Raw genomic sequence first — 24,505 nt, forward strand, 5'->3', positions numbered from 1 at the left:
GCTCTTCCTATTCGACGTGGTAGAAGACGACCGAACGCGCCCTTTCGCCGTGAAGAGGGACTTCGGAAAGGAGGATCATCTTGTCTCCCGAAGCGATGACCCCCCGCTTCCGCAGCTCGGCTTCCGCGAGCGCGATTCCCTCTTCCTGGGTCGTCGGGTAGCCTGAAGGGATCGGCTCGATCCCGTAGTGGAGGACGAGCCGGCGGCAGAGCTCCTCTTCCGCCGCCAAGACGTAGATGGGAGAATAGCGCGGCCGGAGCCCGGCCACCGTAGCAGCCAGCTTCCCCTGGCGGGTGAACACGCAGATCGCCGCCGCGCGCACCTGGTCGGCCAAGTGCACGGCCGCGCTGGCTATCTTCTGTTGATCCTCGGTCAGTTCTGCAAACGCCGCGTAACCCGCTCCTCCGCTCCGCTCGGTCCGGCGGATGACCCGGTCGAGCACGGAGATGCATCCGAGGGGATAGCGCCCCGCCGCCGTCTCGCCCGAAAGCATCAAGGCATCGGCCTGCTCGTAGACCGCATTGGCGATGTCGGTGATTTCCGCCCGGGTGGGGACAGGGTTCTGGGTCATGCTCTCGAGCAGGTGCGTCGCCACGATGACCGGTTTCATTTTTTGCAGGCACATCTTGACGATCCGCCGTTGGATGATGGGGAGCTCTTCGAACGGGCACTCGATCCCCAGATCACCGCGAGCCACCATGATCGCGTCGGCCGACTCGAGAATCTGCGGCAGGTTTCGGACGGCGGCTTGGTCCTCGATCTTTGCGACAATGACCGCCGTCGAGCCCCTGGCGATCAAGATCTGGCGGAGCAGATCGACGTCATTCGCCTCCCGAACGAAGGAGAGGGAGAAATAGTCCATCTGACATTCTACGCCGAGGTCGATATCCGCCAGGTCCTTCGTGGTCAACGGCGGAAGGTTGACGCGAACGCCCGGCAGGTTGATGTGGCGACGGCTCCCCATGACTCCGGGTGTGACAACCTCACAGCGGACACGAAATCCCTCCTTATCGAGGACCTTCATCTGGATGACGCCGTTGTCGACCATCACCACGTCTCCGACCCGCAGATCCTGGGCTAGGTCATCATAGTTCACGGAGACCGACGGCTCATCGACAGTCGGATCTCCCCTCACCGTGAAGGTGAAGATGTCGCCCGGATGAAGCTCCAGCCGGCTCGATAGATCCCCCGTACGGATCGCCGGCCCTTGGGTGTCCAGGAGGAGTCCCACCTGCCTGCCGAAGCGGCGGCTTTGCTCGCGCACGATGGCGCTAGTTCTCCGAACCCAATCCGGGGAAGCATGGGACATGTTGAAGCGGAAGATATCCACTCCGCGCGCGATCAGCTCGGAGATCTTTTCTTCGGACTCCGTGCTGGGTCCCAGCGTGGCGATGATCCTCGTTTTCCGCTTTCCCGTCGGTTCGATCACGGCCGCCTCCCTCCGCTCCTCCTCTCCATGGCCCAAGATGTCAAGGCTCGGAAGCTTCCCGGGGTGCGAATCCGAATGACCGGTATGTGCGCTCACGCGCTTCCCTTCCCCACGGTGATTCTTAGTTCCCGAAGCTGCTTCGGCTCGACCGCCGATGGAGAACCCGTCAGCGGATCGACGCCGTGCCGGTTCTTGGGAAAGGCGATAACGTCTCGAATGGATTCCGCGCCGGCCAGGAGCATCACGAGGCGATCGAGGCCGAGGGCCACACCCCCGTGAGGAGGGGCTCCGTAACGAAACGCCCGCAGCAGGTGGCCAAAACGCTCCTCTTGCGTCTCCGGATCGATGCCCAGCACCGAAAAGATCTTCTGCTGCAGATCCGCTTCATGGATTCGGATGCTGCCCCCACCCAGTTCCATCCCGTTGAGAACGATGTCGTAAGCCAGGGCACGCACCTCTCCGAAATGCCCTTCCTCCAAAAGGGGAATGTCTTCAGCCTGCGGCCGGGTGAAGGGGTGATGCACGGAAGTCCACCGGCCGGCTTCGCGGTCGAAGGTCAACAGTGGAAAGTCTTTTACCCATAGGAACTTCCACTCGGAATGTCCTCTTCGGCCGCCGGAAAGCTCCGCGAGGCGCCCTCGAATCCGGCCCAGAATTTCGCAGGCAAGCTCCCACCGGTCTGCCGCGAAGAGGAGAAGATCGCCTTCGGCTACCTCCAGGGCGCGGACAAGTGCATCCCGCTGCCCGGCAGTGAGGAATTTCGCGATCGGCGATTTCCATCCGGAGCTCTCGACCCGAACGTACGCCAGCCCCTTGGCCCCGAGGCTGCGGGCAAGCTCCTCGAGCGCGGCCAGCTCCGAGGAACCGATGTTCGCCAGCCCTTTCCCGTTCACCGCCTTGACGACTCCTCCTCCGTCCAGAACCGTTCGGAACACGTGCAAATCCGACTCCCGGAAAATCTCCCCGACGTCCCGAAGATCAAACCCGTACCGGAGATCGGGCTTGTCGCTCCCGTAACGATCCATCGCCTCTCGATAGCTCATCGCGGGAAAGGGGAGGGGAAGGTCGACGTCGAGGACATCGAGGAAGATCTTCTGCAGCAATCCTTCCACCCAAAACTGAATATCCTCGGGGTCGACGAAGGAGGCCTCCAAGTCGATCTGGGTAAATTCCGGCTGCCGGTCCGCTCGCAAGTCTTCGTCGCGAAAGCAGCGGGCGATCTGGTAGTAACGCTCGATTCCGCCGACCATCAGGAGCTGCTTATATTGTTGGGGAGCCTGGGGCAGAGCATAGAAGGAGCCCGGGGTCAGCCGGCTGGGAACCAGGAAATCCCGCGCCCCTTCAGGCGTGCTCTTGGAGAGAATGGGGGTTTCCACCTCCAAAAAACCCTGCGCGTCCAGATATTCCCTCGCCGACTTGACGGTTTGATGGCGGATCCGGAGATTTTCCTGCATCCGCCTTCGCCGCAGGTCAAGAAATCGAAAGCTGAGCCGCAACTCTTCATTTTCCACATCGGCATCGAGCGGAAACGGGAGGGGCGAGCAGAAGCTGAGCGGCCGGACCCAATGGGCGACCACTTCGATTTCGCCGGTCGCCAAACTCGCATTCTCCGTGCCGCTTGGTCTCCTAGCCACCTCTCCTTCCACCTGCACAAGGTCCTCAGCGTGCAGAGCCTTCCCGATCGCCGCCGCCTCCGGATGTTCCTCCGGACGAAAGACGATCTGACAGATCCCCTCTCGGTCGCGAAGATCAACGAAGGCGAGCCCGCCATGATCCCGCCGCCGATCGACCCAGCCGCAGAGGCGGACTATCCGGCCGACATCCTCCTTCCGCAATTGCGCGCAATGATGGGTGCGCCACCGATTTGCGATTCTCATGGCAACTGCTCTCCCGCGGAAAGTCCATGCATCCTCGCCGTTCGGCTCTCCTCTCCGATGTCCGTCGCCGACCCCTGGAGCAGTGATCCGACGGCTTCGAGCGGGACGGTTCGGCTTTTCCGGGACGCCATCTCCCGAACCTCCACCATCCCCTCGATCGCGCGGACGTCGATGACGATGGCATGACGGACTCCCAGAGCCTCGGCGCGCTCCCACTGCTTCTTGAGTTTGGCGCCGTGGAGAGGATAATCGACCGAAAATCCCAGATCGCGTAGCCGTTGGACCAGCCGGATTGCAGACGGGCGAACCTCTTCCTCCGCGATGATCACAAAAATGTCCGGCTGCGGAAGCCTCGCTTCCAGCTTTCCTTTTTCCCGAAGCAGCTCTCCCAGCACCACGTCCCCCATACCGAACCCTACCGCCGGCATCGGATCCCCGCCGAGACGCGCAATAAGGTCGTCATACCGTCCCCCTCCCGCAATGGCCCGAAACGTTCCCTCCCGGTCGAACACTTCGAAGACGGTCCCGGTATAGTAGGCCAGCCCTCGCACAACACGGTAATCGCGCTCAGCGAAGGATCCGAGCCCGCGCGCGTGCAATCCGGCCAACACCCGTTCTACCGGCTCCCACGGCTCGCCCTCCTCGATCAGCCGAAAGACGGGACCGGCCAGGGACCCCAGCGCTTCCTCGGTCTTTTCGCGCGGCCGCCTCTCCATTTTGTCGATTGCTTGAAAAAGGCTGTATCGCTGTTCTTCACGCACGCCATGCCGCTCACAAAACTTGGTCCAGACTCCGCGGTCGCTCAACCGCACTACGAAGTCCTGCGGGCCCAGTCCGAAGCTCCGCAGCAGATCGATCGACAGGGCGATGACCTCGATATCGGCTTCCAAAGACTCCTCTCCGAGAATGTCGCAGTTCCACTGGAAATGCTCCCGCAGCCTACCGCGCTGCGCCCGTTCGTAGCGATACACCTGAGGCATCGAGAACCATTTCAGGGGCTTGCGGTAGTCGCGGTGGCGCGCTTGGACCATACGGGCGAGCGTCGGGGTGATCTCGGGCCGCATGGCCACCAGTCGGCCGCCTCGATCGCTGAACTGATAGACCTGCTCCAAGAGCTCGGAACCTGATTTTTTTTGGTAGAGATCGAGCGGTTCGAGGACCGGGCCGTCATACTCGACGAAGCCGTAACGGCGCGCCACCGCCCGCCAGCGGCACCGGATAGCTTCCCGGAAGGCGAGATCCTCCGGATAGAAGTCGCGAAAACCGGGAAGGGGCTGCATGGGAAGAGCTCCCCCGCTGCCTGTTCCCAGCGGGATAGCGAGATTAGGAGTATCCCCGACTGCCGGATTCAGGGCGAGCTTTTTTTCCCCGACTCCTCCTCCAGAAGCTCTTGCGTAACCTTCTGCAGGATACGCTTGACCTGTTTCCCCGGCTTAAAGCGGATGACAGCGCGCGGCGGGATCGTGATGTCGCGCCCGGGACTCCTCGGATTCCGGCCGACGCGGGCGCGGCGCAACGCGATTTCAAACACGCCGAAATTCCGCAACTCGATATTCTGCCGGTTCGCAAAGCTCTCCATGAGAATCCGCAATAAGGATCCTAAAACCTTCGCCGCCTGCTGCTGCGGAAGATTTGTCTCTTCCGCAACCTGCACCACCAAGTCCCTGCGCGTCAGGTTGCCCATAAATTGATCCGATGCGGTTCCGCTCGCCGGAAACCCTTTTTACGGAAAGAATAGTCTGAAAAGAAGGTTGCACAACAGAAAAAGCGGACCGCGGGGCCGCTCCAGCTCTTATATCTTATCCTCATCCCTTCCCCTCCTCATCGGGCACTGCTCCCGCCGGAACTGTGTGACGCTGCGGCTTGCAAATCGACGGGTATCTGGTTTTCTTGGCCTCCGGCCATGTCCTTCTTCCCTCGCCCTCGGCGGCAGCGCCTCCGCATGCGCCCGGCGCGATTTCCCGGGGAAGCCGGCCCGCAACGGCAATCCTACTGACGGCTTTCTAATATGGGAGAACGATTTTTCCTCACGACGGCAATCGACTACGTCAACGGCTTGCCCCACCTCGGGCACGCTTATGAAAAGACCCTCGCCGACGCGCTGGCCCGCTACCAGCGGCTCTGCGGCCGCTCGGTCTTGTTCCTCACCGGCGTAGATGAGCACGGGCAAAAGGTGCAGCAATCGGCACGCGCCCTCGCTCTCGACCCGCAGGATTTTTGCGACCGGCAAACCGCTCTCTTCCGATCGCTCTGGCTGCGACTCGACATCTCCTTCGACCGGTTCGCCCGCACGACCGACCCGCGGCACAAGGAGGCGGTTCGAGGCTTTCTGGTCCGGCTCCGGGAGAAGGGACTCCTCCGCTTCGAGGAGCACGAGGGCTTCTACAGCCTGCGCCAAGAGCAGTTCGTCACCGAAAGGGAACGGGTGGGCGGCCGCTGGCCGGAGATCTACGGCGAAGTGATCCCGATGCGGGAACCCAACTATTTCTTCCTTCTCTCGCGCTTCGGAGAACGGATTCGCAGCGCAATCGAATCCCGTCCGGATTGGATCGTCCCCGCCTTTCGGCGCCAGGAACTGCTTGCCGCCCTGCAACGTCCTCTGCCGGAGCTCTGTCTTTCCCGGCCGCGGAGTCGGCTGGCCTGGGGGATTCCCTTGCCCTTCGATGAGCAGTATGTGACCTACGTCTGGTTTGACGCCCTACTCAACTACGTCTCCTTCGCCGGCGACGAGCGCGGAGGCACCTGGTGGCCCGCCGATCTCCAGATCATCGGCAAGGACATCCTCATTCCGGCTCACGGCATCTACTGGCCCGCGATCCTCGAGGCCCTGGAACTGCCTCTCCCCCGTCGGCTCTTGGTGCACGGGTGGTGGCTCAATCGAGGTGCTAAAATGAGCAAATCGACCGGGAACGCGATCGATCCCGTCCCCTATCTGGACCGCTACGGTTCCGATGCGCTCCGCTACTTTCTCCTACGCGAGATGACCCTGGGGAACGATGCCGACTTCTCGGACGAGAAGCTGCTCCAGAGGTACCAGAGCGACCTTGCCAACGATTTAGGGAACTTCGCCCACCGCTCCCTCTCCATGATTGCGCGTTACCGGGGAGGCCGGGTACCCGGATGGGTCGATTCGGAAGCGGGGCCGGCGGAAAAGGAGATCGCCGCCGCCTTCGACGAGGCGGCCTATCGGAACGCCTTCGAAGAAGGGGACACCAGCACGGCCCTGGCCGTCGCATGGACCTTCATCGGCCGGGCCAACCGCTACGTCGATCAAGCCGCTCCGTGGAGAGCGGCCCGGGCTCCCGGGTCTCAAAAGAGGCTCGACCTCATTCTGGCAACCCTGGCCGAGACTCTCCGGCGGATCGCCATCTTTATCGAGCCGGCGCTTCCCCGGAGCAGCCAAAAGCTCCTAAAAGAGCTCGGTATCTCCGAACCCCCGCTCCTCTCCCGCGCCGCCTTTGCTCCGCCGAGGGAAAGCTATTCCGTCGGCGTCCCCGAGCCGCTTTTCCCCCGGATCGAGAGCTAGCGGCCACGTTTCTCACAACCTTTCTCCTACGGCTTCCAAAACGGGCTCGTCCGCTTCGCTCCCGTTTGGTTTTCCATCCTCGCAGTATGTCTTCCTACAGCTCTGATGGCCGAGGAAAACCTGCGCCCCGCCTCGCAACCCAAGCCCATTTGCGGCGCCTCGGCTACGAAATTTGCGAACATTAGCCGCCAGCCGGACCGCGGACCGAGAAGAAAAATCGGAAGATTTTCGGCTCCTCTACGAGCTTGCCATTGCCCGGAACTACTCTCTCTGTCATTTTCTCTTTCGCCATGAGCGCCGAAAGACGGGTTGGGTGCGGGACGGTGTCTTTCATCGTTCTTTTGGCCGTCAGCCTCTTGTTCAATTTGATCCTCTGGAATGCGCTCCAGATGAAGAAGGGCGTCAGCCCCGGAATGAAGCCTCCCGAGTTCCCGGAAGAATACGTCTTCGGCGATCCGGATCGGGATCAGAAGATCGTCCTGATCCGCTTGCAGGGACTGATCGCTCGAGAGGAGCCCGGCCAATTTGCGGACAGCCTGATCGAGGACATCTCCCTCCAGCTCAGACAGGCCCGTGACGACCGCCGCGTTAAGGCCATTCTCCTGGCGATCAACTCCCCGGGCGGCGAGGTCGACGCGAGCGATGTGCTCTACCACGAGATCGAACAGGCCCGGCGGATCAAGCCGATCGTTGTCTACATGGAATCGATCGCCGCCTCGGGCGGCTATTACGCGGCGATGGGCGGCAGCTACCTGATGGCCAACGCCCTCTCTCTTACCGGAAGCATCGGCGTGATCCTGCAGACCTTCAACGTCAAGGATCTCCTGGATAAAATCGGCGTGAAGGCGCTGACCCTCAAGTCGGGCAAAATGAAGGATATCCTCAATCCCACACGGGAGATGACTCCGGAGGAGCAAGCTTATGTCCAAGGGCTCATTAACGCGAGCTATGACCGATTCGTCGGCATCGTTTCCCGGGAAAGGCACTTGGACCTGGAGCAATTGAAAGCCCATTGGGCCGACGGGAGGATTCTTTCCGGCTCCATGGCTCTCCAGGCGAAGTTGATCGATCAGATCGGCTACTTTGAAGACGCCGTCGAGAAATGCAAGGAACTCGGCCGAGTCAAGACGGCCCGCGTGGTTCGCTACGTCCCACCCTTCCGGCTCTCGGCGCTGATCCGCGGCCTGTTCGGAAGCGAGGCCCGCGCGGCGAGCGTCCTGGCCGCCGATCGGCTCCCCCTGATCTCGGGCCGTCTCTACTATCTGGCGCCGACCGTATTCGGATCCAGCGGATTCCTACCGTGAGAATCCGGCGGCTGTCCTCGCTCCGCCTCGGCACGCCACTCTCTCGGACCTGTCGCCGACGCGCCTATCGCACGAGCGTTCCCCTACGGCTTGCGTGACGACTCCGCCGGGAATGAACGAGATCACCGCCAAGCTCTTCCACCGATATGGGGGCCTGGTCGCCAGCTTCTTTCTGGCGAGCGTCGCGGCCGCCGTGATGCTGGGCTACGCCGTCCGCAAGTTTCACCAGGCGGGTGCGCTTCGGTACGGGCAGGCTCCCACAATCCCGTTCTCCTCGATCGAGCTGATCACCGTACTTCTCTTCCTGGTCTCCGGCGTCTTTTTTTCGGCGGGAACGACCCTCGCCCTCGCCGCCATCCTGCTCCTGGTCCGCTTCCACCGGCTTGATTTCGGCATCTACTTCGGCACAACGCGCCTCTCGGTTTGGAAGAATCTTGGGGTCGGTTTCTGGATCGCCCTGGCGGCCGATCTGCCCCTCCGCCTCGCGGCCGCTCTTGCCGAAACGGTCGCCAAGGTCTTCGGCGTGCCCGCTCCGCCGCAGCCTGCCGTCGAACTCTTTCTGCGAACCCATAATTGGCCTTCGCTCTTGCTGCTTCTGTTCTTCATTCTCATCCTCGCCCCGTTCGGCGAGGAGGTGCTCTTCCGCGGGTTCCTCTATGTCTATTTGAAAAATCGGCTTCCGCGTAGGACAGCCCTCGTTCTGACCGCACTGCTCTTCGCCGTCCTCCATTTCAACTGGCCGACCTTCCTCCCGCTCTTCCTCTTCGGCCTACTGCTCGGCATCGCCTACGAGCTTTCGGGATCGCTGCTGCTCTCCATTGCCATCCACTGCTGGTTCAATAGCTTTACCACGGGGTTCCTTCTCCTGGCGAAATTCGGCTAAGAGAGCGATTCCCGGATTTACGAGCGGTCCAGTGACTTCCGGCAAACCCGTCGTCCCTCGTCCTTCCTTGGCTGACCTAGGCGAAGACGCCCTGCTCCGCCTCCTGACCCGACGTTGGCGTCACGGTCCCTCCGTGCGCGCAGGAGTCGGCGACGATTGCGCCGTTCTGGAAGGAAGAAAGAAAGAGGGCTCGCTGCTTTTCAAGACCGACTCGGTGGTCGAGGGAGTTCACTTCTCTCCGGGAACCCCATGGCGGCTCGTCGGGCGCAAGGCGCTTGGGCGGGCGCTCAGCGACGTAGCCGCGATGGGAGGCCGTCCGCTCTACGCCTTGATCGCTCTGGCCCTGCCGTCGTCCACCGATCCGGCCATCGTGCAAGAGATCTACCGGGGGATCGATGGGGCGGCCCGCCGGCATGCCGTCGATCTCGTCGGCGGCGAGCTCAGCCGGAACCCGCAGATTGTTCTGACGATCGCCCTGTTGGGAGAAACAGCAGGCTATCCACCCATCCTCCGGTCCGGGGCCACGCCCGGAGAAGGGATTTATGTGACGGGCAGCCTCGGCGGCAGCCTGGAGAGCGGGCATCACCTCCGCTTTCGACCACGGCTGGCCGAAGGGGAATGGCTGGCCAAAGGCCGCTGGGCCACGGCCCTAATGGATGTCAGTGACGGACTGGCTGCCGACCTGCCTCGGCTCGGCCGCGCCTCCAACGTCGGCTGGTCGCTGACAGAAGGCTGCATCCCTCGCCGCCGCGGCTGCTCCCTTCAGCAGGCCTTCTGTGACGGCGAGGACTACGAGCTTCTTTTTACCGTGAAGCCGGACCGTGAGGATGCCCTGCGCGCGCAATGGCCGTTCCCGACGCGCTTGACTCGCATCGGCGTCTGCGTGCGCCCGTCGTCCGCCGGCGCCCGCAACGCCTTTTCTTTCCATGGATTCGATCATTTCCGCGTCGCCTGAAGAGACGGAACGCTTCGGTCGCCGCCTGGGCGAAGGTGCCCTTCCCGGCACCGTCTTCGCCCTCTACGGCGAGCTCGGAGCCGGCAAGTCGACTTTGGTGCGGGGGATCGCGCGCGGGATCGGAGTTTGGGATCCGGTCACAAGCCCGACCTTCACGCTGGTCCATGAATACAAAAGCGGCCGGCTGCCTCTCATTCACGTCGATCTCTACCGGCTCGAGGATCCTCGGGAAGCGGCGGCCCTTCATCTCGAGGAATTCTGGAGCGATCCCGTCCTCGTCGCGATCGAATGGCCGGAAAAGATCGAAGAGCTTCTTCCTCCGCGAACGGAGCGATGGGAGCTCTTGCTTCTTTCGGCAAATGAGCGGATGATCCGCCAAAAGGCGGTGCCATGACCCGCCTGGACGAAGACCGGCTTCTGTCCCGCGCCCCCATGATTCTTGCCCTGGAAATGTCTTCGTCCTCGGGCAGCGTGGCCGTCGGAGAGCCGGGGCGGATCATCGTCGCCCGGACCTTCTCCGGCGTCTCCCCTTCCGCAGCTCTCTTCTCCTCGTTGCAGGATCTGGGACTCCCTGCGCTCCGCATCCATACCGTCATCGTCGGGCTTGGACCGGGGTCCTTCTCTTCGATCCGCGTCTCCATCGCAGCCGCCCAGGCGATCGCCTTCTCCAAGGGCGCTCGTCTCCGCTCCCTCTGCAGCGCTTGGTCTCTCGCCCTGCAATTTCCCGACATAGGGCGTCTCGGCGTCTTTGCCGACGCTAGGCGGGGAGAACTGTATGGCACGCTCTTCTCGTTCGGGCGGTTAACTCGCTCGACTTTCGTGTTTGCCAAGAGAGAGCTGGCTACCTGGATACGAAACCTGGATCTAGCCGTTGCGTCCGAAGATCTTGGGCCCGGCCTCCACCGCGCCTTCCCCCGAGCCGAGGACTTTCTGCGGATCCCGGAGGAGGATCCCGCGTTTTCGGATGAGCCGTTTCCCGAACCCATCTATTTGCGGGGTCCGGTCAGCGTGCCGGCGACCGCCTTCTAAGAAGTCATGAATGCTGGCGCTCTGCGCTGCTGGGCGGAAATCGACGGTTCCGCGCTCCGCCACAACCTGGCCGTGATCCGGAGCAGAATTGCCGAGGAGACCAAGCTCATCGCGGTGGTCAAGGCCAACGCCTACGGCCACGGCCTGGTGCCGGTGGCCAAAGAGCTCGTGGGCGGAGGGGCGGATGTCCTCGGAGTGAGCAACGTCCAGGAGGCCGCCGAACTTCGTGCCGCAGGGATCACGACGACGCCGATCCTCCTGCTGAGCGCGTGCCTTCCGAATGAGTTCGCGCAGGCGATCGCCTGTCGCGCTTGGCCAACCATCTCGACCTACGAGGAAGCCAAGCGGCTCAACGCAGCGGCCCGAAAAGCCGGGGTGCGCGCCCAAGCCCACTTTAAGATCGATACGGGAATGGGTCGGCTCGGACTATGGGGTGCCGAAGCCGTGAAAGAGCTCAAGCGGGCCGAACGGCTCCCCTCCGTGGAGATCGGAGCTGTCTGCACCCACTTCAGCTCGGCCGATGAGGACCCCGAGAGAACGGAAGCGCAGTGGACCGAATTCCTGCGCTGGCGGCCTCACTTCGCCGACAAGAAGCTTCATGTCGCCAACAGCGCCGCTCTCTGGAGGAAGACGGTTTATGCCTGCTCGTTTGTCCGGATCGGCCTTGCTCTCTATGGATTGCCTCCCATGCCTTTCCTGCGGCGGCTGCTCCGCCCGGTCCTTTCCTGGAAAACCCGGATTACGCTCCTGCGTCAGCTCCCGGCAGGTCGGACCGTCAGCTATGGAGCCACTTACGTTTTGCGGAAGGCCCAAACGGTGGCCACCCTCGCCATCGGCTATGGGGACGGGTATTCGCGCAGCCTCTCGAACCGCGCGCAGGTCTTGGTGCGCGGAAGCCGCTGCCGGATCCGGGGGCGGGTGACGATGGACCAGACGATCGTCGACGTGAGCGGCGTGCCGGGCTGCAAGGTCGGCGATGAGGCGGTAGTCCTCGGCTCCCAGGGCGACCAAGCGATTTACGCCGAGGAGCTGGCAAAGATGGCCGGAACGATCGGCTACGAGATCCTCACCTCCGTCGGCGCACGTGTCCCTCGGATCTACCGGAACTTTCATTTCCTGCCGCACGACCAAGCAGGCCAAACCAAGCGGCCGGCCGGAAAAGCCGAAGGCGAAGGTGCGCGATCGGCCCGCTCCGGCTCCTCGGAAGCGGCCCGCACCGGAGGGCCGAGCCGCCGCTTTGCACCCGGAGCCTGAGCAGCCGCATCAAAAACCGCCCGATGGTCGCGCCCGCAGCGCGGCAATCGCGGCCTCATGGACGCTTTCCATGAAGGATGGATGAGCCGGAACCGCCCGCGCCAGGGACTCGACGGAGACCTCCGCTTCCAGGGCGACCGCACCCGCGCCGATCAGCTCGGATGCTCGACTGCCCAAAACCTCCATTCCCGCGAATCTGCCCGATTCTTCGTCCATCCAGACAGTAACGAATCCATTCGGCATGTCCGCCGCCAGCGCCCTGCCGTTCGCCGGAAAATATGCGGTCCCGCGCCGATACCGACGCTTGGCCGCACGGAAATCCTCCTCCGAGAATCCGACGCCGGCCGCCTCCGGCTCGGTGTAAATGACGTTAGGGATGCACAAGTAGCGGACGCGGGCCGGTTTCCCCGCGAGCAGCTCGGCGACAGCTCTTCCTTCGGCCTGAGCCCGATGGGCCAACATCGGACCTTCGATGAGATCGCCGATCGCATAGACCCATGGGAGGGAAGTCTGCCAGAACCGATTGACCCGGATTCTGCCTCTCTCCGTGAGGAGGATTCCCGCCTCCTCGAGAGCAAGGCCCGCATGGTGCGGTCTTCTCCCAACCGCGACCAGAACCCGGTCGACAACCAGATCCTGTTCTCTTCCCCCCTCTTCGACGCGTACCTTCACCCGGGCTTCCCCGACCTCGGCACCGGTCACGCGAGCTGCGAGGAGAAACCGGATCCGCTGCTTCGCAAGTTCCCGCTGGAGCGCTCCGGCCCCGGTCGGACTAAATCCCGCCGCAATCCGCGGGAGCTGCTCCACAATGGTTACCTCGCTTCCGAGCCGGCTCCACACCGATCCGAGCTCAAGCCCGATCGCCCCCGCGCCGATGATCAGAAGGGTTTTCGGGACCTCCGGAAAGCAGAGAGCCTCGCTACTGCCGACGACCAGCCGCCCGTCAAAGCGGAGGAAGGGGAGATCGATGGGCTCGCTGCCGGTGGCCAGCAGAACGGCACGGGCTTCCAGAATCTCTTCCTCGCCTTGGGCGTGTCGCACCGCGACCGACTGCGGGCCGGCGATCCGTGCCGTTCCTTCGATCACCCGGACACCGTTTTGCCGCATCAGAAACGCGACCCCCTCGGCCAGCTTCGCCACGACCGCGTCCTTGTAAGCATACAGCCGCGGCAGATCGATTTCGAACCCCTGGCGTGCGTTGATGCCGTCCTGTGAAAGCCGGTCCCGGGCATATGCGTAGGCCTCCGTCAACGAAAGAAGAGTCTTGCTGGGAATGCAGCCGACCCGCAGGCAGGTTCCGCCCAACCGGCGGCAGCGATCGACCACCGCCGTCCGCAGGCCGAGCTCGGCGGCACGGCGAGCTGCCGTATAGCCCCCCGGCCCGCCACCGATAACGACCAGATCGAACGCGTCCTGGGCAGCCACCCGAGCTCCCTTCCCGCATCCCTTATAGTAGTTATAGGTCGAGCAAGGCGATCCCCGGATTTTCGAGGAATGCCTTGACTTGCGCCAGGAAGCCGACGGCTTCCTTCCCATCGATCACCCGGTGATCATAAGTCAAGGCCAGGTACATCATCGGGCGGATCTCCACGCGGCCGCGAACGGCGACAGGGCGCTCCTGGATGGCATGCATGCCGAGGATCGCACTTTGCGGAGGGTTAAGCATCGGGGTCGATAGCAGGGAGCCGAAAACCCCGCCGTTGGTGATCGTAAAGAGCCCCCCTTCGAGTTCAGGCAGCGTCAGCTTTCCGGATCGGGCTCGCTCCGCGAACTCGCGGATCGCCCGTTCGATTTCCGGAAAGCTCTTTTCGTCCGCATCGCGAAGAACGGGAACGATCAGGCCCCGGTCGGTCGAGACGGCGATTCCGATATCATATCGGCCCGGGTAGACGAGCTCGGTGCCGTCGATCTGCGCGCCGACCCGAGGCTCGTGGCGCAGTGCCTCGACGACCGCCCGAACGAAAAAGGGCATGTAGCCTAACCGGACTCCGTGCCGCTTTTCGAATCGCTCTCCGAATTGCTCGCGCAGATTCTGTATCGCTGAAACGTCGACCTCATTGAAGGTCGTCAGATGAGCCGTTTCCCGATGCGCGGACAGGAGCCGTTCGGCAATCTTGAGCCGGATGGGGCTCATCGGCTGGCGATGGGGCGACCTGGCTTCCCGCCGTTGAGGCGGTTCCTTTCGGACCGGAGTCCAGCCGCCCCACTCCTCCTCCGGCAGCACCCGTCCCCCGGCGCCGGGCGCCGCCGGCGGCGCCTGCACCGGCGGCGGAACCAGAGGGGGAAGGGCGGCCTCTTCCTTACGTGGCTCGATCGCAACCGGCGTTTCCACGGGATCCGGTTTCGCTTCCGCCTCATGCCGAGACTCCGCCGCGGAAGGGGCGGGAGCGCGGCTCGGCCCGCGCTCCCGATCCCCCGGTCCCTCCTCGATCCGCGCGATCACCTGACCGACCTTGATCTCGGTCCCCGGCTCGACCAGCGGGACGAACGAACCGGCGGCCTCGGCATAAATCTCGGAGGTGATCTTTTCGGTCTCGATCTCTCCGAGCGCATCTCCCGGCTCGACCCGATCCCCTTCGACCTTGAGCCACTTTCCGAGCACACCTCCCTGGATCGATTCGCCCAGGAAGGGCATTTTCACCTCGACCGCCATCTTCCTCCTTAGGAATCGCCGAAGGCTTGCCGGCAGATCCGTTCTTGCTCCAAACGATGAACTCCGAGACTCCCGCCCCCCGTGCTTGCCGCCGCTTCGCGCCCGACATAGCGGATCTCCCTCCCTAGGAGAGCGCGGAGGTGGCGTTCCATGTATTGCCAGCCGCCCATGTTCTCGGGCTCCTCTTGGCACCAGATCACCTCTTCGGCGCGATGGACGGAGACCAGGCGAGCGAGCTTTTCCCGATGGAGCGGGTAGAACTGTTCGACCCGAAGGATGGCGGTCTCCTTCTCCCCGAGCTGCTCCCGGTAGGCGGCAAGTTCGTAATAGATCTTGCCGGAGCAGAAGATAAGCCGGCGCGCCCCTTCCGGCCGGATCGGATCGGGGAGCAGCTCCTCGAAGCCGCCTTCCGCGAAGTCGCCCAGGAGCGAAGAACAGCGCGGATCGCGCAACAAGCTCTTGGGGGTGAAGAGCACCAGAGGTTTTGCAAAGCCGCGGAGAGCTTGGCGGCGCAGGATATGAAAGTAGTTCGCCGGAGTCGAAGTTTGCGCTACAACCATGTTGTCTTCGGCGCAGAGCTGCAGGAAGCGCTCGATGCGCCCGCTCGAGTGCTCGGGTCCCTGTCCCTCGTATCCATGAGGGAGGAGGACCACCAGGTTGGCCACCGCGCCCCATTTCGATTCGGAGCTCGACAGGTAATGGTCGATGATCACCTGCGCCCCGTTGGCGAAATCGCCGTACTGCGCTTCCCAAAGGATGAGCGCTTCGGGGAAGTCGAGGGAGTAGCCGAAATCGAAGCCGAGCACGGCGTACTCCGACAGGGGACTGTTGTAGATGCAAAAGATCGCCTGATCCGGGCTGACATGCTCGAGCGGCACATACCGGGCCCGCGAATGGATGTCATAGAGCACCGCGTGCCTTTGGCTGAAGGTGCCCCGACGGCTGTCCTGGCCGGATAGCCGGACCGGCACGCCTTCCTTCAGCAGGGAACCGAACGCGAGCGCCTCCGCCAGCGGCCAGAGAATGGGACCGCCGCTCTCCAGGGCAGCCCGGCGGTCCTGAAGCATCCGGGCGATCTTCGGATTGAGATGGATGTCCGGGGGCTGCCGGGTGATCGCCAGGCCGATGGAAAGCAGCTCTTCCTTCGGCACCGCAGTGCGGACGGGCTCCAAAAGCCGAGGGCACGAGAGCCGCTCGCGCAGCTTCGGCTTGGCTTGGGTCGCCCACTGCTTCGACTGGGCCATGTCCGCAGCAAGCTCCTCCACGAATGCTTTCCGGTAGGCCATCGCCTCCTCCCGGTTCATCTCCCCGGAAGCAACCAGGCGTTCGAGGAAGACCTCGCTGATCTTCGGATGCGCGGCGATCTCCTGGTAGAGGGTCGGCTGCGTGAAGCTCGGCTCATCTCCTTCGTTATGTCCGTGCCGCCGGTAGCCGAAAAGATCGACGACGACATCCCGTGCAAAAAGCTGCCGATATTCGAAAGCCAGCCGGACCGCGAACACGGCGGCCATCGGGTCATCGCCGTTGACGTGGAAAATGGGGATTCCCAGCATCCGCGCAATGCCCGTGCAATGATGGGTCGACCGGGCGTCTTGCGGCAAGGTAGTGAAGCCGATCTGATTATTAATGATGATGTGGAGGGTGCCTCCGGTCCGGTAGCCTTCCAGCTGGGAGAGGTTGAGAGTCTCCTGGACGATCCCCTGCCCCATGAACGCGGCGTCGCCATGGATCAGGAGCGGGAGCACCTTGCGGCGCTCCGCCATGTCTCCCAGTCTTCTCTGCCAGGCCCGCGCCTTTCCTTCGACTACGGGATTGACCGCCTCCAGGTGACTCGGGTTAGGAGCGAGCCCGATGGTCACCACTGACCCGGAGGCGGTCTTGCGGACCGCCTCAAAGCCCAAATGATAGCGGACGTCTCCATCACCCAAGACGCCCTCGGGAAAATAGTTTTCCGAGAACTCGTCGAAAATGGTTTTGAAATCCTGCTGCAAGACGTTGGCCAAGACGTTGAGCCTCCCGCGATGGGCCATCCCCATCACGATGCGGGCGACTCCGTGAAGCGGGCAGGCTTCGACGACCGCGTCCAGCATCGGAATCAAGGTCTCGTTACCTTCCAAGGAAAAGCGCTTCTGGCCGGCGTAGCGGGTGTGGAGGAAGGACTCGAATTCCTCCGCCCGCAAAATGGCCTGCAGGATACGGCGCCGTTCCTCCCCGGAAAAACTCTTCGCTATGGAGATTCCCTCCAGCCGCTCGATGCACCATCGCCTCTGCGCGAAGGACTGCATGTGCATGAACTCGATCGCCAGCGTCCCGCAATACGTTTGCCGCAGGATGGCGAGGATCTCCCGCAGGGGCCGCATGCCCCCGCCCGCCAGCGATCCGGAATCGAAGACAGTGTCGAGATCGCGTTCTTCCAATCCGAACCGATCGAGCTCGAGCTCATCGAAGCTGTATCGGTGGAAGCCGAGGGGATCGAGCTTGGCCACGAAGTGACCCAGGGTGCGGTAGGCATGAATCAACTCGTAGACTCCGCGCTGCTTGGCCAAGAGGTCCGCTCCGGACCGCGCTACCGAGCTCGGGCCGCTCCGTTGCGGAGAAACACTGCCTGCCGGGCCTTGGAACAAGGCGGCCCAGCTCGCGTCGATCGACGCGGGATCCCGGACCCATTGCGCGTAATAGTCCTCGACCAGCGCGCCGCTGTAGACCAGCGATGCGCCGTCTCCGGCCAAAGGAATCTCCGCGCACGGTGGTAAGCTAGTCATAGGAGCTGAGAAGAGCGGATGCCGGGACCCTGCCATCCCCGGACGGGTAGTGGGTAGTGCGTGCTTTTACGCCGGACCTTCAGCAAAGACTCTACCGCCGGAGAGGGCAATTTTCAATCCCATTCCCGGACCCGGCGGCCAAGAAATCGTCCTCAAGGGAGGATTCCGGCTCCGCCCTTTCGAAATTCCTCGGCTTTCTGCTCCAAGCCGTGCGCCAGCGCATCCTCCGGAGAAATCTTCCGCTCCCGCGCGTAGTTGCGGACCTCCTCGGTGATCTTCATCGAGCAAAACTGCGGCCCGCACATGGAGCAGAAGTGGGCGCTCTTCGCAGCTTCCTGCGGCAACGCCTCGTCATGCAGGGATCGCGCTGTTGCCGGGTCGAGGGATAAGGCGAATTGATCGTTCCAACGGAATTCGAAGCGTGCTTTGCTGAGCGCATTGTCCCATTCTTGCGCGCCCGGGAACCCCTTGGCCAGATCGGCCGCGTGGGCGGCGATCTTGTAGGCCACGACTCCCGCCCGTACGTCGTCGCGGGTCGGCAGCCCGAGATGCTCCTTCGGAGTGACGTAACAGAGCATCGCGCACCCCGCCCAGCCGATGAGCGCGGCGCCGATGGCGCTCGTGATATGGTCATAGCCCGGCGCGATATCGGTCGTCAGCGGTCCCAGGGTGTAGAAGGGGGCTTCCCAGCAGTGGCGCAACTCCAGGTCCATATTCTCCTGGATCAGCTGCATTGGGATATGGCCCGGCCCCTCGATCATCACCTGCACGTCATGCTTCCAGGCCACCCGGGTGAGCTCGCCGAGGGTTTTGAGCTCGGCAATCTGCGCTTCATCGTTGGCATCGGCGATCGCTCCGGGACGCAGCCCGTCGCCCAGGGAGATGCTCACGTCATAGGCGCGGAGGATCGAACAGATCTCCTCGAAATGGGTGTAGAGAAAATTCTCCTTATGATGCGCCAGGCACCATTTCGCCAGAATCGAGCCTCCGCGACTGACAATGCCGCAGCGACGGCGGGCGGTCAGCGGGACGTACCGGAGCAGCACCCCGGCATGGATCGTAAAGTAGTCGACCCCCTGTTCGGCTTGCTCGATCAAGGTATCGCGATAGATCTCCCAGGAAAGCTCCTCGGGTCGCCCGCCTACCTTCTCCAGCGCCTGGTAGATCGGCACCGTGCCGATCGGCACCGGGCTCGATCGGAGAATCCACTCCCGAATCCGGTGAATATCCTTCCCGGTCGATAGATCCATGACCGTATCCGCCCCCCAAAGGATCGCCCAGATCAGCTTCTCCACCTCTTCCTCGGGCGAAGATCCGATGGCCGAATTGCCGATGTTCGCATTGATCTTCACCCGGAAATTCCGTCCGATGATCATCGGCTCGCACTCCGGATGATTGATGTTGGCCGGCAAGATGGCTCGCCCGGCGGCGATCTCGTCTCGAACGAATTCGGGAGTGATGCGGTCGGGGATCCGCGCGCCCAGCGGGTTCCCCGGCAACTGGAAGCCAAGAGCCTCGCGGTCGCGGTGTTCCGCCACAAGAGCCTCCCGGCCTAGGCTCTCCCGAATCGCCACAAACTCCATTTCCGGAGTCACGATCCCACGGCGCGCATAGGCGAGTTGCGTTACCGCTCCTCCCTTCGACCGTCGCGGCTTTCGGGGGGAGGCAGGGATACGGTGCCGGGAGGCGCCGTTGCGGAGATCCCGCTCGGCCCTTTCCTCCCAGCTCCGATAGCCGTCATCAATTGGCTGCGCCTCCCGCCCGCAGTAAGGCTCGGTGTCCGCACGCTGCTCGATCCACGGAAGCCGGATCGCGGGAAGTCCCTGCGTCAGATCCACACGAGCGGACGGATCTCCATAAGGACCGGACGTGTCATATAAGCGGATATTCGGGTTGCGCTCGATTCCGCCCCCGGCCATCCGGGTCACTCCCTGGCGCACCTCCCGGAAAGGAACGCGCACCCCGGGGTTCTTCCCGGCGACGTAGACACGCTCCGATTGCGGAAAGTAGGAAAGCAGGGTTTCTCGGTTGAGAAGGGTCGATCCTTTCGACCGCTCATGATTCTGTGCCATAATCTTCTCCCTCGCCGGCGGCAACCGGAACGGGCTCGGGCGGGCACAGGGTGCGCTAGCACTCCCTCCGCCGGCATTACCCGGATCAGGTTCTCCTCGGGTCGCTCCTCCCCGGGCGCCCGCACCGTACACCGTACGGATAGCGTCCCCTCAAGGATTCGCCTCTCAGCCGCTTCCGGCTCCCCGCGCTAACGAATCAGTGGCATCCTAACCGATCCGCCGCCGTTTGCAACCGAACATCACCGGGCGACGCTCCTCTCTCTCCAGGGAACTGGAGGCGCCGGGCGGACGGCTAAGACGCGTGCGAGCCGTTGGCTCCCGGCTGCTTCTCGACCAGGGCGTAGGCCGCATGATTATGGATGCTCTCCATGTTCTCGGCTTCCACCCGATACCAGAGGATATCGCCGCGCGCGTTCAAGCGGACGGCCACGTTGCGCACCAGATCTTCGACAAATACCGGATGATCGTAGGCGTGCTCGGTCACGAATTTTTCGTCGGGCCGCTTGAGCAGGGAATAGATCGGGCTGCTCGCCGAGCCCTCGACGAGCTCGATGATCTCTTCGATCCAAATCGGCTCGCCGGATCGGATCGAGACGGTCACATATCCCCGCTGGTTGTGCGCACCCCGGTCGCTGATCGCCTTGGAGCAGGGACAGAGCGTGGTGACTGGGACGACCACCGTCATGACGAAATCGGTTTGCGGGCCGCAGGCTGCGGCTTCGAAGCGCACCTGGTAGTCGACCAGCCCGGCCGCGGTGGTCACAGGAGCCTTCTTTTCGACGAAATACGGAAAATCCATAATCAAATGCGCCACCTCGGCGTCGAGCCGTTTCTGGAGCGCGTGAACGATGGAGAAGAGATTCTTGACGTGGATGAGCCGTCCATGAGCGTTGAGCACTTCCACGAACCTGCTCATATGCGTTCCCTTGAAATGGTGGGGAAGATCGACCAGAAGGCTGACGGTGGCCACCGTCGCCTGCGTGGCGAAGCTCCGATCGCGAACCTCGATCGGGTGCCGGAACCCTTTGACGCCGACACGATCGATCCGGATCCGCCGATAATCCTGCTGGCTCTGACAGTCGGCGAGAAGTGTTCCTTGGCTCTTGTGGCTCATGGCGGAAAGTAAAAAGGATTCACAAGTCTACACCTTCGCTCGCCGGCCGCAAGGCGAGTTTATCCACGCCGGAGGCGCACGAAGGCGCGATTTTCACTTGGACGAGCAGTCCCCCTTCGCTAGCGTGACGGTGGGCAGGTAGCTCAACGGTAGAGCAGGTGCCTTTTAAGCACTTGGTTCAGGGTTCGAATCCCTGCCTGCCCACACTTTGCTCTCCTTTCTGGGCTCGGCGGATCAGTTCCCGGAAGTGGTCGCCGCGCTCTTCGAAGTCGCGGTAGGCGTTGTAGCTGGGGGCGGCCGGCGAAAAGAGGCAGCAGCTCCCCTCCGGGGTTTCGGCGATCGCCGTTCGGACCGCCGCCTCAAGAGTTTCCACGAAGAAAAGGTCTCCGGAAAACCGAACCCCGCTCCCGCGCAGAAGAGCACCGAGCCGCAAACCGGTTTCCGGCAACAAAATCACGGTCCGCAAAGAGGAGCAAGCCGCAAGCGCGCGGGCGAAGCCTTCGAGCGGCAGCCCCCGGTCCTGCCCTCCCACGATCAGGGTCCGGACGTTCGGCAAGGCGTCCAGAGCCACCAGCGCGGACTCGGGCACAGTCGAAATCGAGTCGTTGTAGAACGCTACGCCTCGGACCCGACCCGTCGGCTCCAACCGGTGAGGCAAGGGGGAGAACGAGTCGATGGCTTCCTGCATGATGGATGCGGGAATGCCCAGGAATTCGGCGGCCAGGAGGGCGGCTGCGGCATTCTTGCGATTGTGCCGGCCGAGCGGTCGGAAGCGGGAAAAATCGATCGCGGGAAGATCCTCCGGTCCTCGATAGGGCATCCGTTTCGCGGAACCCCCGTCGATTTCCAGTCGGTCGGCGACCTTGGGATCGTCCTCCGGGTAGACCAGAAAGTCGCGCTTCGATTGCCAGCGGGCGATGCGGCTCTTGGCGGACGCATAGGCGTCGAAGCTTCCGTGATAGTTGAGATGCTCGGGATAGAGATTGGTCCAAAGAGCGATGTGCGGCGAGGAATGAACGAACTCGAGCTGATAGGAGGAGAGCTCACAGACCACTACGGATTCGGGGTCGAGATCGCCCCAGACCGCGAACGGGGGAATGCCGATATTGCCGACCAGAAAGGTCTTTCGGCCTGCGCTCCGGCAGATATGCGCCAGCAGGGAGGCCGTCGTGCTCTTGCCCTTGGTTCCCGTGACGCCGATCACCGGGCAGGGCGCAAATCGCAGGAAAAGATCGGCCTGGCAACTCACCTTGCCCGCCTGCCCGTCCAGGGCGAGGCGGCGCGTCGGAATTCCGGGCGCCTTCAAGATGAGATCAAATTCCGGAAGCCGCCGCAACGCCTCGGCCTCTTCATACCGATCGACGGGGAGCGCGGCAAGCTCGGCTGCTTGCAAAGCTTGCGGACTCCGATCCGCTACGGCAAACGGCTGCCCGGGAAGAAAACGATGAAGGAGCTCCGCAGTCGCCCTTCCTTCCCGGCCGAGGCCCCAGACGAGGATCTTCTTTCCTTCCAGAAAACGAGGGAGTTCCGAATTGGGCGTCATACGCAGGAGGCCGGTCGCCGCCCGGAATCGAGCAGCGCAAGGAACTCGGAGGGAACGCGATGATCGGAATTCCAAGAAGCCAATAGCGTTTCCACCGAGGGATCGTCAGCTTTTAGGAGACCCCGCTCCTTGGCGAGCCTCACCAAGAGAGGAGGAGCGGGTCGACGCGCGAGCAGAGCCGCCGCCGCGCGGCACTCGACCACCGTTCCGATGCAGGCAAAGGGCTTGCTCGGCTCTCCGCCCAGAAGGGAAAAAAAGGTCGGCGCCAGCGAGGCATCCTCCAGCATGCTCCGGCCGAAGATCCGGTCGATGCGGCTCCTCTCCACGAATGGAGAAAGAATCAACGCGACAAAGAGACATTTCGCGCAGCGGCCGCACCAGCTGCGTCCGGGAGAGCTGCAGCTCCGGAACCGTCCGAGCGCCCCGGGGATGCGGGCGAATCGCTCGGCGATCTGCAGCTCGTTCCAAGGACGCAGGAGGCTAAAGTAACCCACGCTCGGCGTCATCCAGCGGGCGGTGTATTCCGCGAAGTCGCGCTCGAAGGCGAAGCTCTTCGAATATTGATGGTTGATCTCGCTTCCCGGCACGGTCGGCTCGTCGGCGCTCGCCTCGTTGGAGAGCACGATCCACCGTCTGCCGAGCGTGACGGCTGTCAAGAGGGCCGCAAAAGCCAAGAGGGCGGAGAAGGGGGTATGGCCGTTCCAAAATCCTTGCCGATTGAGTTCCAAAAGCTGCGGATCGATCGTCCGCCGCGCCAAGGCCGCATGCGAGAGAGGGAATCCGAATGCCGAAAGGGTGCTCCGCTGCTCCCAGGAGGAATTGAGCAGAAAGGGGGTCAGGTTCTCCTTCTGCGCACGGAGGAGTTCCAGGGTCACAAAGGAGTCCTTGCCGCCGCCCACCGGCACAAGCGCGCCGTTGCAGCCGCTCCGTTCGAACGGAGCAAAGCACGGCCCCGAGCTTTCGATTTCCACGAACCCCTCCTCGGTAACGGCGAGCCCGTTGCGAAAGAAGAACTCGCCCAACCCACGGAAGTAGAGCCGCTTCCACCAAGCCACCTGGTCACCCGTCAACCGCCCCGCCTCGACGCGGATCCGCGGAGGGCAAGCCGCCTTCCAGTAGCTGACGAGCTCGATCAGTCCTAGATGAAAGATCAGGAGGTCGAGCGCCTCCTTGCCGGGGAGAGGTGGTGCGACCGGAAAGGAGCTGCGCGGACGAAACACCAGGGAGCCGCCCAGGCGGAAGGAAAAGGACACGGAAACCCGGTTGGTATGGAGCCGGTAGCGGAACCCTTCGTAGCGAAGCTCTCCGAAACGGCGCCAGCCTCCTCCCGACAGCGTCGACATCGATCCGTTCAGCCCTCCGCAAAGCTGCGATCGGCCTTTTCCAGCATCCGGAAGTCACCAATATCGAACCATTTCCCCGCCAGCCGCCAGGAAAAGACGCACTCGCGTCGACAGAGCCATTCGATGAATCGGCCCGGCTGATCCCGACTTTCTCCGTCCGCGAGGTAGCGACGGAGCCAATCCCAGGTGTCCCCGGGGAAATAGTAGAGGGCGATCGCCGTGAGGGTGCCTTCGGGCTTCTGCGGCTTCTCCTCGAAGAAGATGATGCGCCCTTCCGCGTCGAGCCGGATGTTGTTGTATCGGCGGATCGCCTCCAAATCGCCTACATCATAAACGCCGACGACGGGTTTGCCGAGCTTCCGGCCGTAGGCGACGAACGGACCGAGCGGGGCATCGAAGAGATTATCTCCGGCGATCACTAGAAGGTCTTCGGAAATCCTCTCGGTCTCGACCACGAAGGCGAGATCCCCGATGGCGCCCAGACGGTCCGCTTCCGAGACGGACCCGTCGTCCACGATCTTGAGAGCGAGCCCGGGGCGGCTCGCCCGGTACTGCTCCGCCCACGCTCGGAAGGTTTCGGCGAAACGGTGGTTGGTGACGATCAGGCACTCGGGAGGCCCCTCCAGCGCCCGGACCCGATCGAGAATGTGTTCGAGGATCGGCCGCCCCGCGATGCGCAGCAACGGTTTGGGCTGGTGCAAGGTTAGCGGGTAAAGACGCGTCGCATACCCTGCCGCCAGAATCAGCACGCGCATCGTAGC

At 63.0% G+C, this 24,505-nt stretch carries 19 protein-coding genes, 1 tRNA gene and 1 riboswitch; of the genes, 8 read left to right on the plus strand and 12 right to left on the minus strand.

Annotated elements, in window-relative coordinates:
- Nucleotides 1–7 precede the first annotated feature (7 nt).
- From pyk to MTHMO_RS10005, 4 genes are all read right to left on the minus strand, one after another.
- Nucleotides 8–1,525 carry a pyruvate kinase gene (pyk, locus tag MTHMO_RS09990; RefSeq protein ID WP_202214639.1) on the minus strand — a complete coding sequence of 506 codons (1,518 nt, stop codon included), beginning with the start codon at nucleotides 1,523–1,525 and terminating at the stop codon, nucleotides 8–10.
- Nucleotides 1,522–3,306, minus strand: coding sequence for an aspartate--tRNA ligase (gene aspS / locus MTHMO_RS09995; RefSeq protein ID WP_202214640.1), 1,785 nt, complete (start codon nucleotides 3,304–3,306; stop codon nucleotides 1,522–1,524). The genes pyk and aspS overlap by 4 nt, the downstream gene beginning before the upstream one ends.
- The gene (hisS, locus tag MTHMO_RS10000; protein WP_202214641.1) at nucleotides 3,303–4,586 is read right to left on the minus strand and encodes a histidine--tRNA ligase; all 1,284 of its coding nucleotides are present in this window, start codon (nucleotides 4,584–4,586) and stop codon (nucleotides 3,303–3,305) included. The genes aspS and hisS overlap by 4 nt, the downstream gene beginning before the upstream one ends.
- A gap of 68 nt (nucleotides 4,587–4,654) precedes the next feature.
- Nucleotides 4,655–4,990 (minus strand): HU family DNA-binding protein, encoded by a 336-nt coding sequence (locus MTHMO_RS10005; RefSeq protein ID WP_202214642.1) that lies wholly within the window; start codon nucleotides 4,988–4,990, stop codon nucleotides 4,655–4,657.
- A gap of 324 nt (nucleotides 4,991–5,314) precedes the next feature.
- Here MTHMO_RS10005 and metG point away from each other — a divergent pair, with 324 nt between their 5' ends.
- The 7 genes from metG (at nucleotide 5,315) to alr (ending at nucleotide 12,257) form a co-directional block, all read left to right on the plus strand.
- Nucleotides 5,315–6,832, plus strand: a complete 1,518-nt coding sequence (gene metG, locus MTHMO_RS10010) for a methionine--tRNA ligase (RefSeq protein WP_202214643.1) — start codon at nucleotides 5,315–5,317, stop codon at nucleotides 6,830–6,832.
- Nucleotides 6,833–7,122: 290 nt separating this feature from the next.
- A complete protein-coding gene (gene sppA, locus MTHMO_RS10015) occupies nucleotides 7,123–8,136 on the plus strand; it encodes a signal peptide peptidase SppA (protein ID WP_202214644.1) in 1,014 nt (337 codons plus the stop codon).
- Between the two features lie 112 nt (nucleotides 8,137–8,248).
- Complete coding sequence (locus MTHMO_RS10020; protein ID WP_202214645.1) at nucleotides 8,249–9,019, plus strand: CPBP family intramembrane glutamic endopeptidase; 771 nt, start codon at nucleotides 8,249–8,251, stop codon at nucleotides 9,017–9,019.
- Between the two features lie 31 nt (nucleotides 9,020–9,050).
- On the plus strand, nucleotides 9,051–9,974 hold the full coding sequence (locus MTHMO_RS10025) for a thiamine-monophosphate kinase (protein ID WP_202214646.1): 924 nt from the start codon (nucleotides 9,051–9,053) through the stop codon (nucleotides 9,972–9,974).
- Nucleotides 9,946–10,368, plus strand: a complete 423-nt coding sequence (gene tsaE, locus MTHMO_RS10030) for a tRNA (adenosine(37)-N6)-threonylcarbamoyltransferase complex ATPase subunit type 1 TsaE (protein ID WP_202214647.1) — start codon at nucleotides 9,946–9,948, stop codon at nucleotides 10,366–10,368. Before MTHMO_RS10025 ends, tsaE begins: the two co-directional genes overlap by 29 nt.
- On the plus strand, nucleotides 10,365–11,003 hold the full coding sequence (gene tsaB / locus MTHMO_RS10035; RefSeq protein ID WP_202214648.1) for a tRNA (adenosine(37)-N6)-threonylcarbamoyltransferase complex dimerization subunit type 1 TsaB: 639 nt from the start codon (nucleotides 10,365–10,367) through the stop codon (nucleotides 11,001–11,003). The genes tsaE and tsaB overlap by 4 nt, the downstream gene beginning before the upstream one ends.
- Before the next feature lie 6 nt (nucleotides 11,004–11,009).
- On the plus strand, nucleotides 11,010–12,257 hold the full coding sequence (gene alr, locus MTHMO_RS10040; protein ID WP_202214649.1) for an alanine racemase: 1,248 nt from the start codon (nucleotides 11,010–11,012) through the stop codon (nucleotides 12,255–12,257).
- 9 nt (nucleotides 12,258–12,266) lie between these two features.
- Here the strand turns inward: alr and lpdA are convergent, their stop codons facing one another.
- The 5 genes from lpdA to folE2 all read right to left on the minus strand — a co-directional run bounded on the left by lpdA (nucleotide 12,267) and on the right by folE2 (nucleotide 20,858).
- Nucleotides 12,267–13,682: a dihydrolipoyl dehydrogenase gene (lpdA, locus tag MTHMO_RS10045; protein ID WP_237394894.1), complete on the minus strand. Its 1,416-nt coding sequence runs from the start codon at nucleotides 13,680–13,682 to the stop codon at nucleotides 12,267–12,269.
- A gap of 31 nt (nucleotides 13,683–13,713) precedes the next feature.
- Nucleotides 13,714–14,910, minus strand: a complete 1,197-nt coding sequence (sucB, locus tag MTHMO_RS10050) for a dihydrolipoyllysine-residue succinyltransferase (protein WP_202214651.1) — start codon at nucleotides 14,908–14,910, stop codon at nucleotides 13,714–13,716.
- A gap of 8 nt (nucleotides 14,911–14,918) precedes the next feature.
- Nucleotides 14,919–17,672 (minus strand): 2-oxoglutarate dehydrogenase E1 component, encoded by a 2,754-nt coding sequence (locus tag MTHMO_RS10055; RefSeq protein WP_202214652.1) that lies wholly within the window; start codon nucleotides 17,670–17,672, stop codon nucleotides 14,919–14,921.
- 152 nt (nucleotides 17,673–17,824) lie between these two features.
- Nucleotides 17,825–19,744 carry a phosphomethylpyrimidine synthase ThiC gene (gene thiC, locus MTHMO_RS10060; protein WP_202214653.1) on the minus strand — a complete coding sequence of 640 codons (1,920 nt, stop codon included), beginning with the start codon at nucleotides 19,742–19,744 and terminating at the stop codon, nucleotides 17,825–17,827.
- 44 nt (nucleotides 19,745–19,788) lie between these two features.
- Nucleotides 19,789–19,940: riboswitch (TPP riboswitch) on the minus strand.
- A 96-nt stretch (nucleotides 19,941–20,036) separates the two neighbouring features.
- Complete coding sequence (gene folE2 / locus MTHMO_RS10065) at nucleotides 20,037–20,858, minus strand: GTP cyclohydrolase FolE2 (protein WP_202214654.1); 822 nt, start codon at nucleotides 20,856–20,858, stop codon at nucleotides 20,037–20,039.
- A gap of 132 nt (nucleotides 20,859–20,990) precedes the next feature.
- On the opposite strand from folE2, the gene MTHMO_RS10070 reads away from it, so the two are divergent.
- Nucleotides 20,991–21,062, plus strand: a tRNA-Lys gene (locus MTHMO_RS10070).
- Here the strand turns inward: MTHMO_RS10070 and murD are convergent.
- Genes murD through MTHMO_RS10085 form a run of 3 tightly spaced genes read right to left on the minus strand, consistent with a single transcriptional unit; the run spans nucleotide 21,037 to nucleotide 24,499 of the window.
- On the minus strand, nucleotides 21,037–22,401 hold the full coding sequence (gene murD, locus MTHMO_RS10075; protein ID WP_202214655.1) for a UDP-N-acetylmuramoyl-L-alanine--D-glutamate ligase: 1,365 nt from the start codon (nucleotides 22,399–22,401) through the stop codon (nucleotides 21,037–21,039). The genes MTHMO_RS10070 and murD overlap by 26 nt on opposite strands.
- A complete protein-coding gene (locus MTHMO_RS10080; protein WP_202214656.1) occupies nucleotides 22,398–23,744 on the minus strand; it encodes a hypothetical protein in 1,347 nt (448 codons plus the stop codon). Before MTHMO_RS10080 ends, murD begins: the two co-directional genes overlap by 4 nt.
- 8 nt (nucleotides 23,745–23,752) lie before the next feature.
- Complete coding sequence (locus MTHMO_RS10085) at nucleotides 23,753–24,499, minus strand: nucleotidyltransferase family protein (RefSeq protein ID WP_237394895.1); 747 nt, start codon at nucleotides 24,497–24,499, stop codon at nucleotides 23,753–23,755.
- Nucleotides 24,500–24,505: the final 6 nt, after the last annotated feature.

Source organism: Methylacidimicrobium sp. AP8 (assembly GCF_903064525.1).
Taxonomy (GTDB): domain Bacteria; phylum Verrucomicrobiota; class Verrucomicrobiia; order Methylacidiphilales; family Methylacidiphilaceae; genus Methylacidimicrobium.

Bases quoted from the DNA above. Each gene is read 5' to 3' on its own strand.
- aspS (WP_202214640.1), bottom strand. From the start codon at position 3,306: ATGAGAATCGCAAATCGGTGGCGCACCCATCATTGCGCGCAATTGCGG.
- hisS (WP_202214641.1), bottom strand. From the start codon at position 4,586: ATGCAGCCCCTTCCCGGTTTTCGCGACTTCTATCCGGAGGATCTCGCC.
- MTHMO_RS10005 (WP_202214642.1), bottom strand. From the start codon at position 4,990: ATGGGCAACCTGACGCGCAGGGACTTGGTGGTGCAGGTTGCGGAAGAG.
- metG (WP_202214643.1), top strand. From the start codon at position 5,315: ATGGGAGAACGATTTTTCCTCACGACGGCAATCGACTACGTCAACGGC.
- sppA (WP_202214644.1), top strand. From the start codon at position 7,123: ATGAGCGCCGAAAGACGGGTTGGGTGCGGGACGGTGTCTTTCATCGTT.
- MTHMO_RS10020 (WP_202214645.1), top strand. From the start codon at position 8,249: ATGAACGAGATCACCGCCAAGCTCTTCCACCGATATGGGGGCCTGGTC.
- tsaE (WP_202214647.1), top strand. From the start codon at position 9,946: ATGGATTCGATCATTTCCGCGTCGCCTGAAGAGACGGAACGCTTCGGT.
- tsaB (WP_202214648.1), top strand. From the start codon at position 10,365: ATGACCCGCCTGGACGAAGACCGGCTTCTGTCCCGCGCCCCCATGATT.
- alr (WP_202214649.1), top strand. From the start codon at position 11,010: ATGAATGCTGGCGCTCTGCGCTGCTGGGCGGAAATCGACGGTTCCGCG.
- sucB (WP_202214651.1), bottom strand. From the start codon at position 14,910: ATGGCGGTCGAGGTGAAAATGCCCTTCCTGGGCGAATCGATCCAGGGA.
- MTHMO_RS10055 (WP_202214652.1), bottom strand. From the start codon at position 17,672: ATGACTAGCTTACCACCGTGCGCGGAGATTCCTTTGGCCGGAGACGGC.
- thiC (WP_202214653.1), bottom strand. From the start codon at position 19,744: ATGGCACAGAATCATGAGCGGTCGAAAGGATCGACCCTTCTCAACCGA.
- folE2 (WP_202214654.1), bottom strand. From the start codon at position 20,858: ATGAGCCACAAGAGCCAAGGAACACTTCTCGCCGACTGTCAGAGCCAG.
- murD (WP_202214655.1), bottom strand. From the start codon at position 22,401: ATGACGCCCAATTCGGAACTCCCTCGTTTTCTGGAAGGAAAGAAGATC.
- MTHMO_RS10080 (WP_202214656.1), bottom strand. From the start codon at position 23,744: ATGTCGACGCTGTCGGGAGGAGGCTGGCGCCGTTTCGGAGAGCTTCGC.
- MTHMO_RS10085 (WP_237394895.1), bottom strand. From the start codon at position 24,499: ATGCGCGTGCTGATTCTGGCGGCAGGGTATGCGACGCGTCTTTACCCG.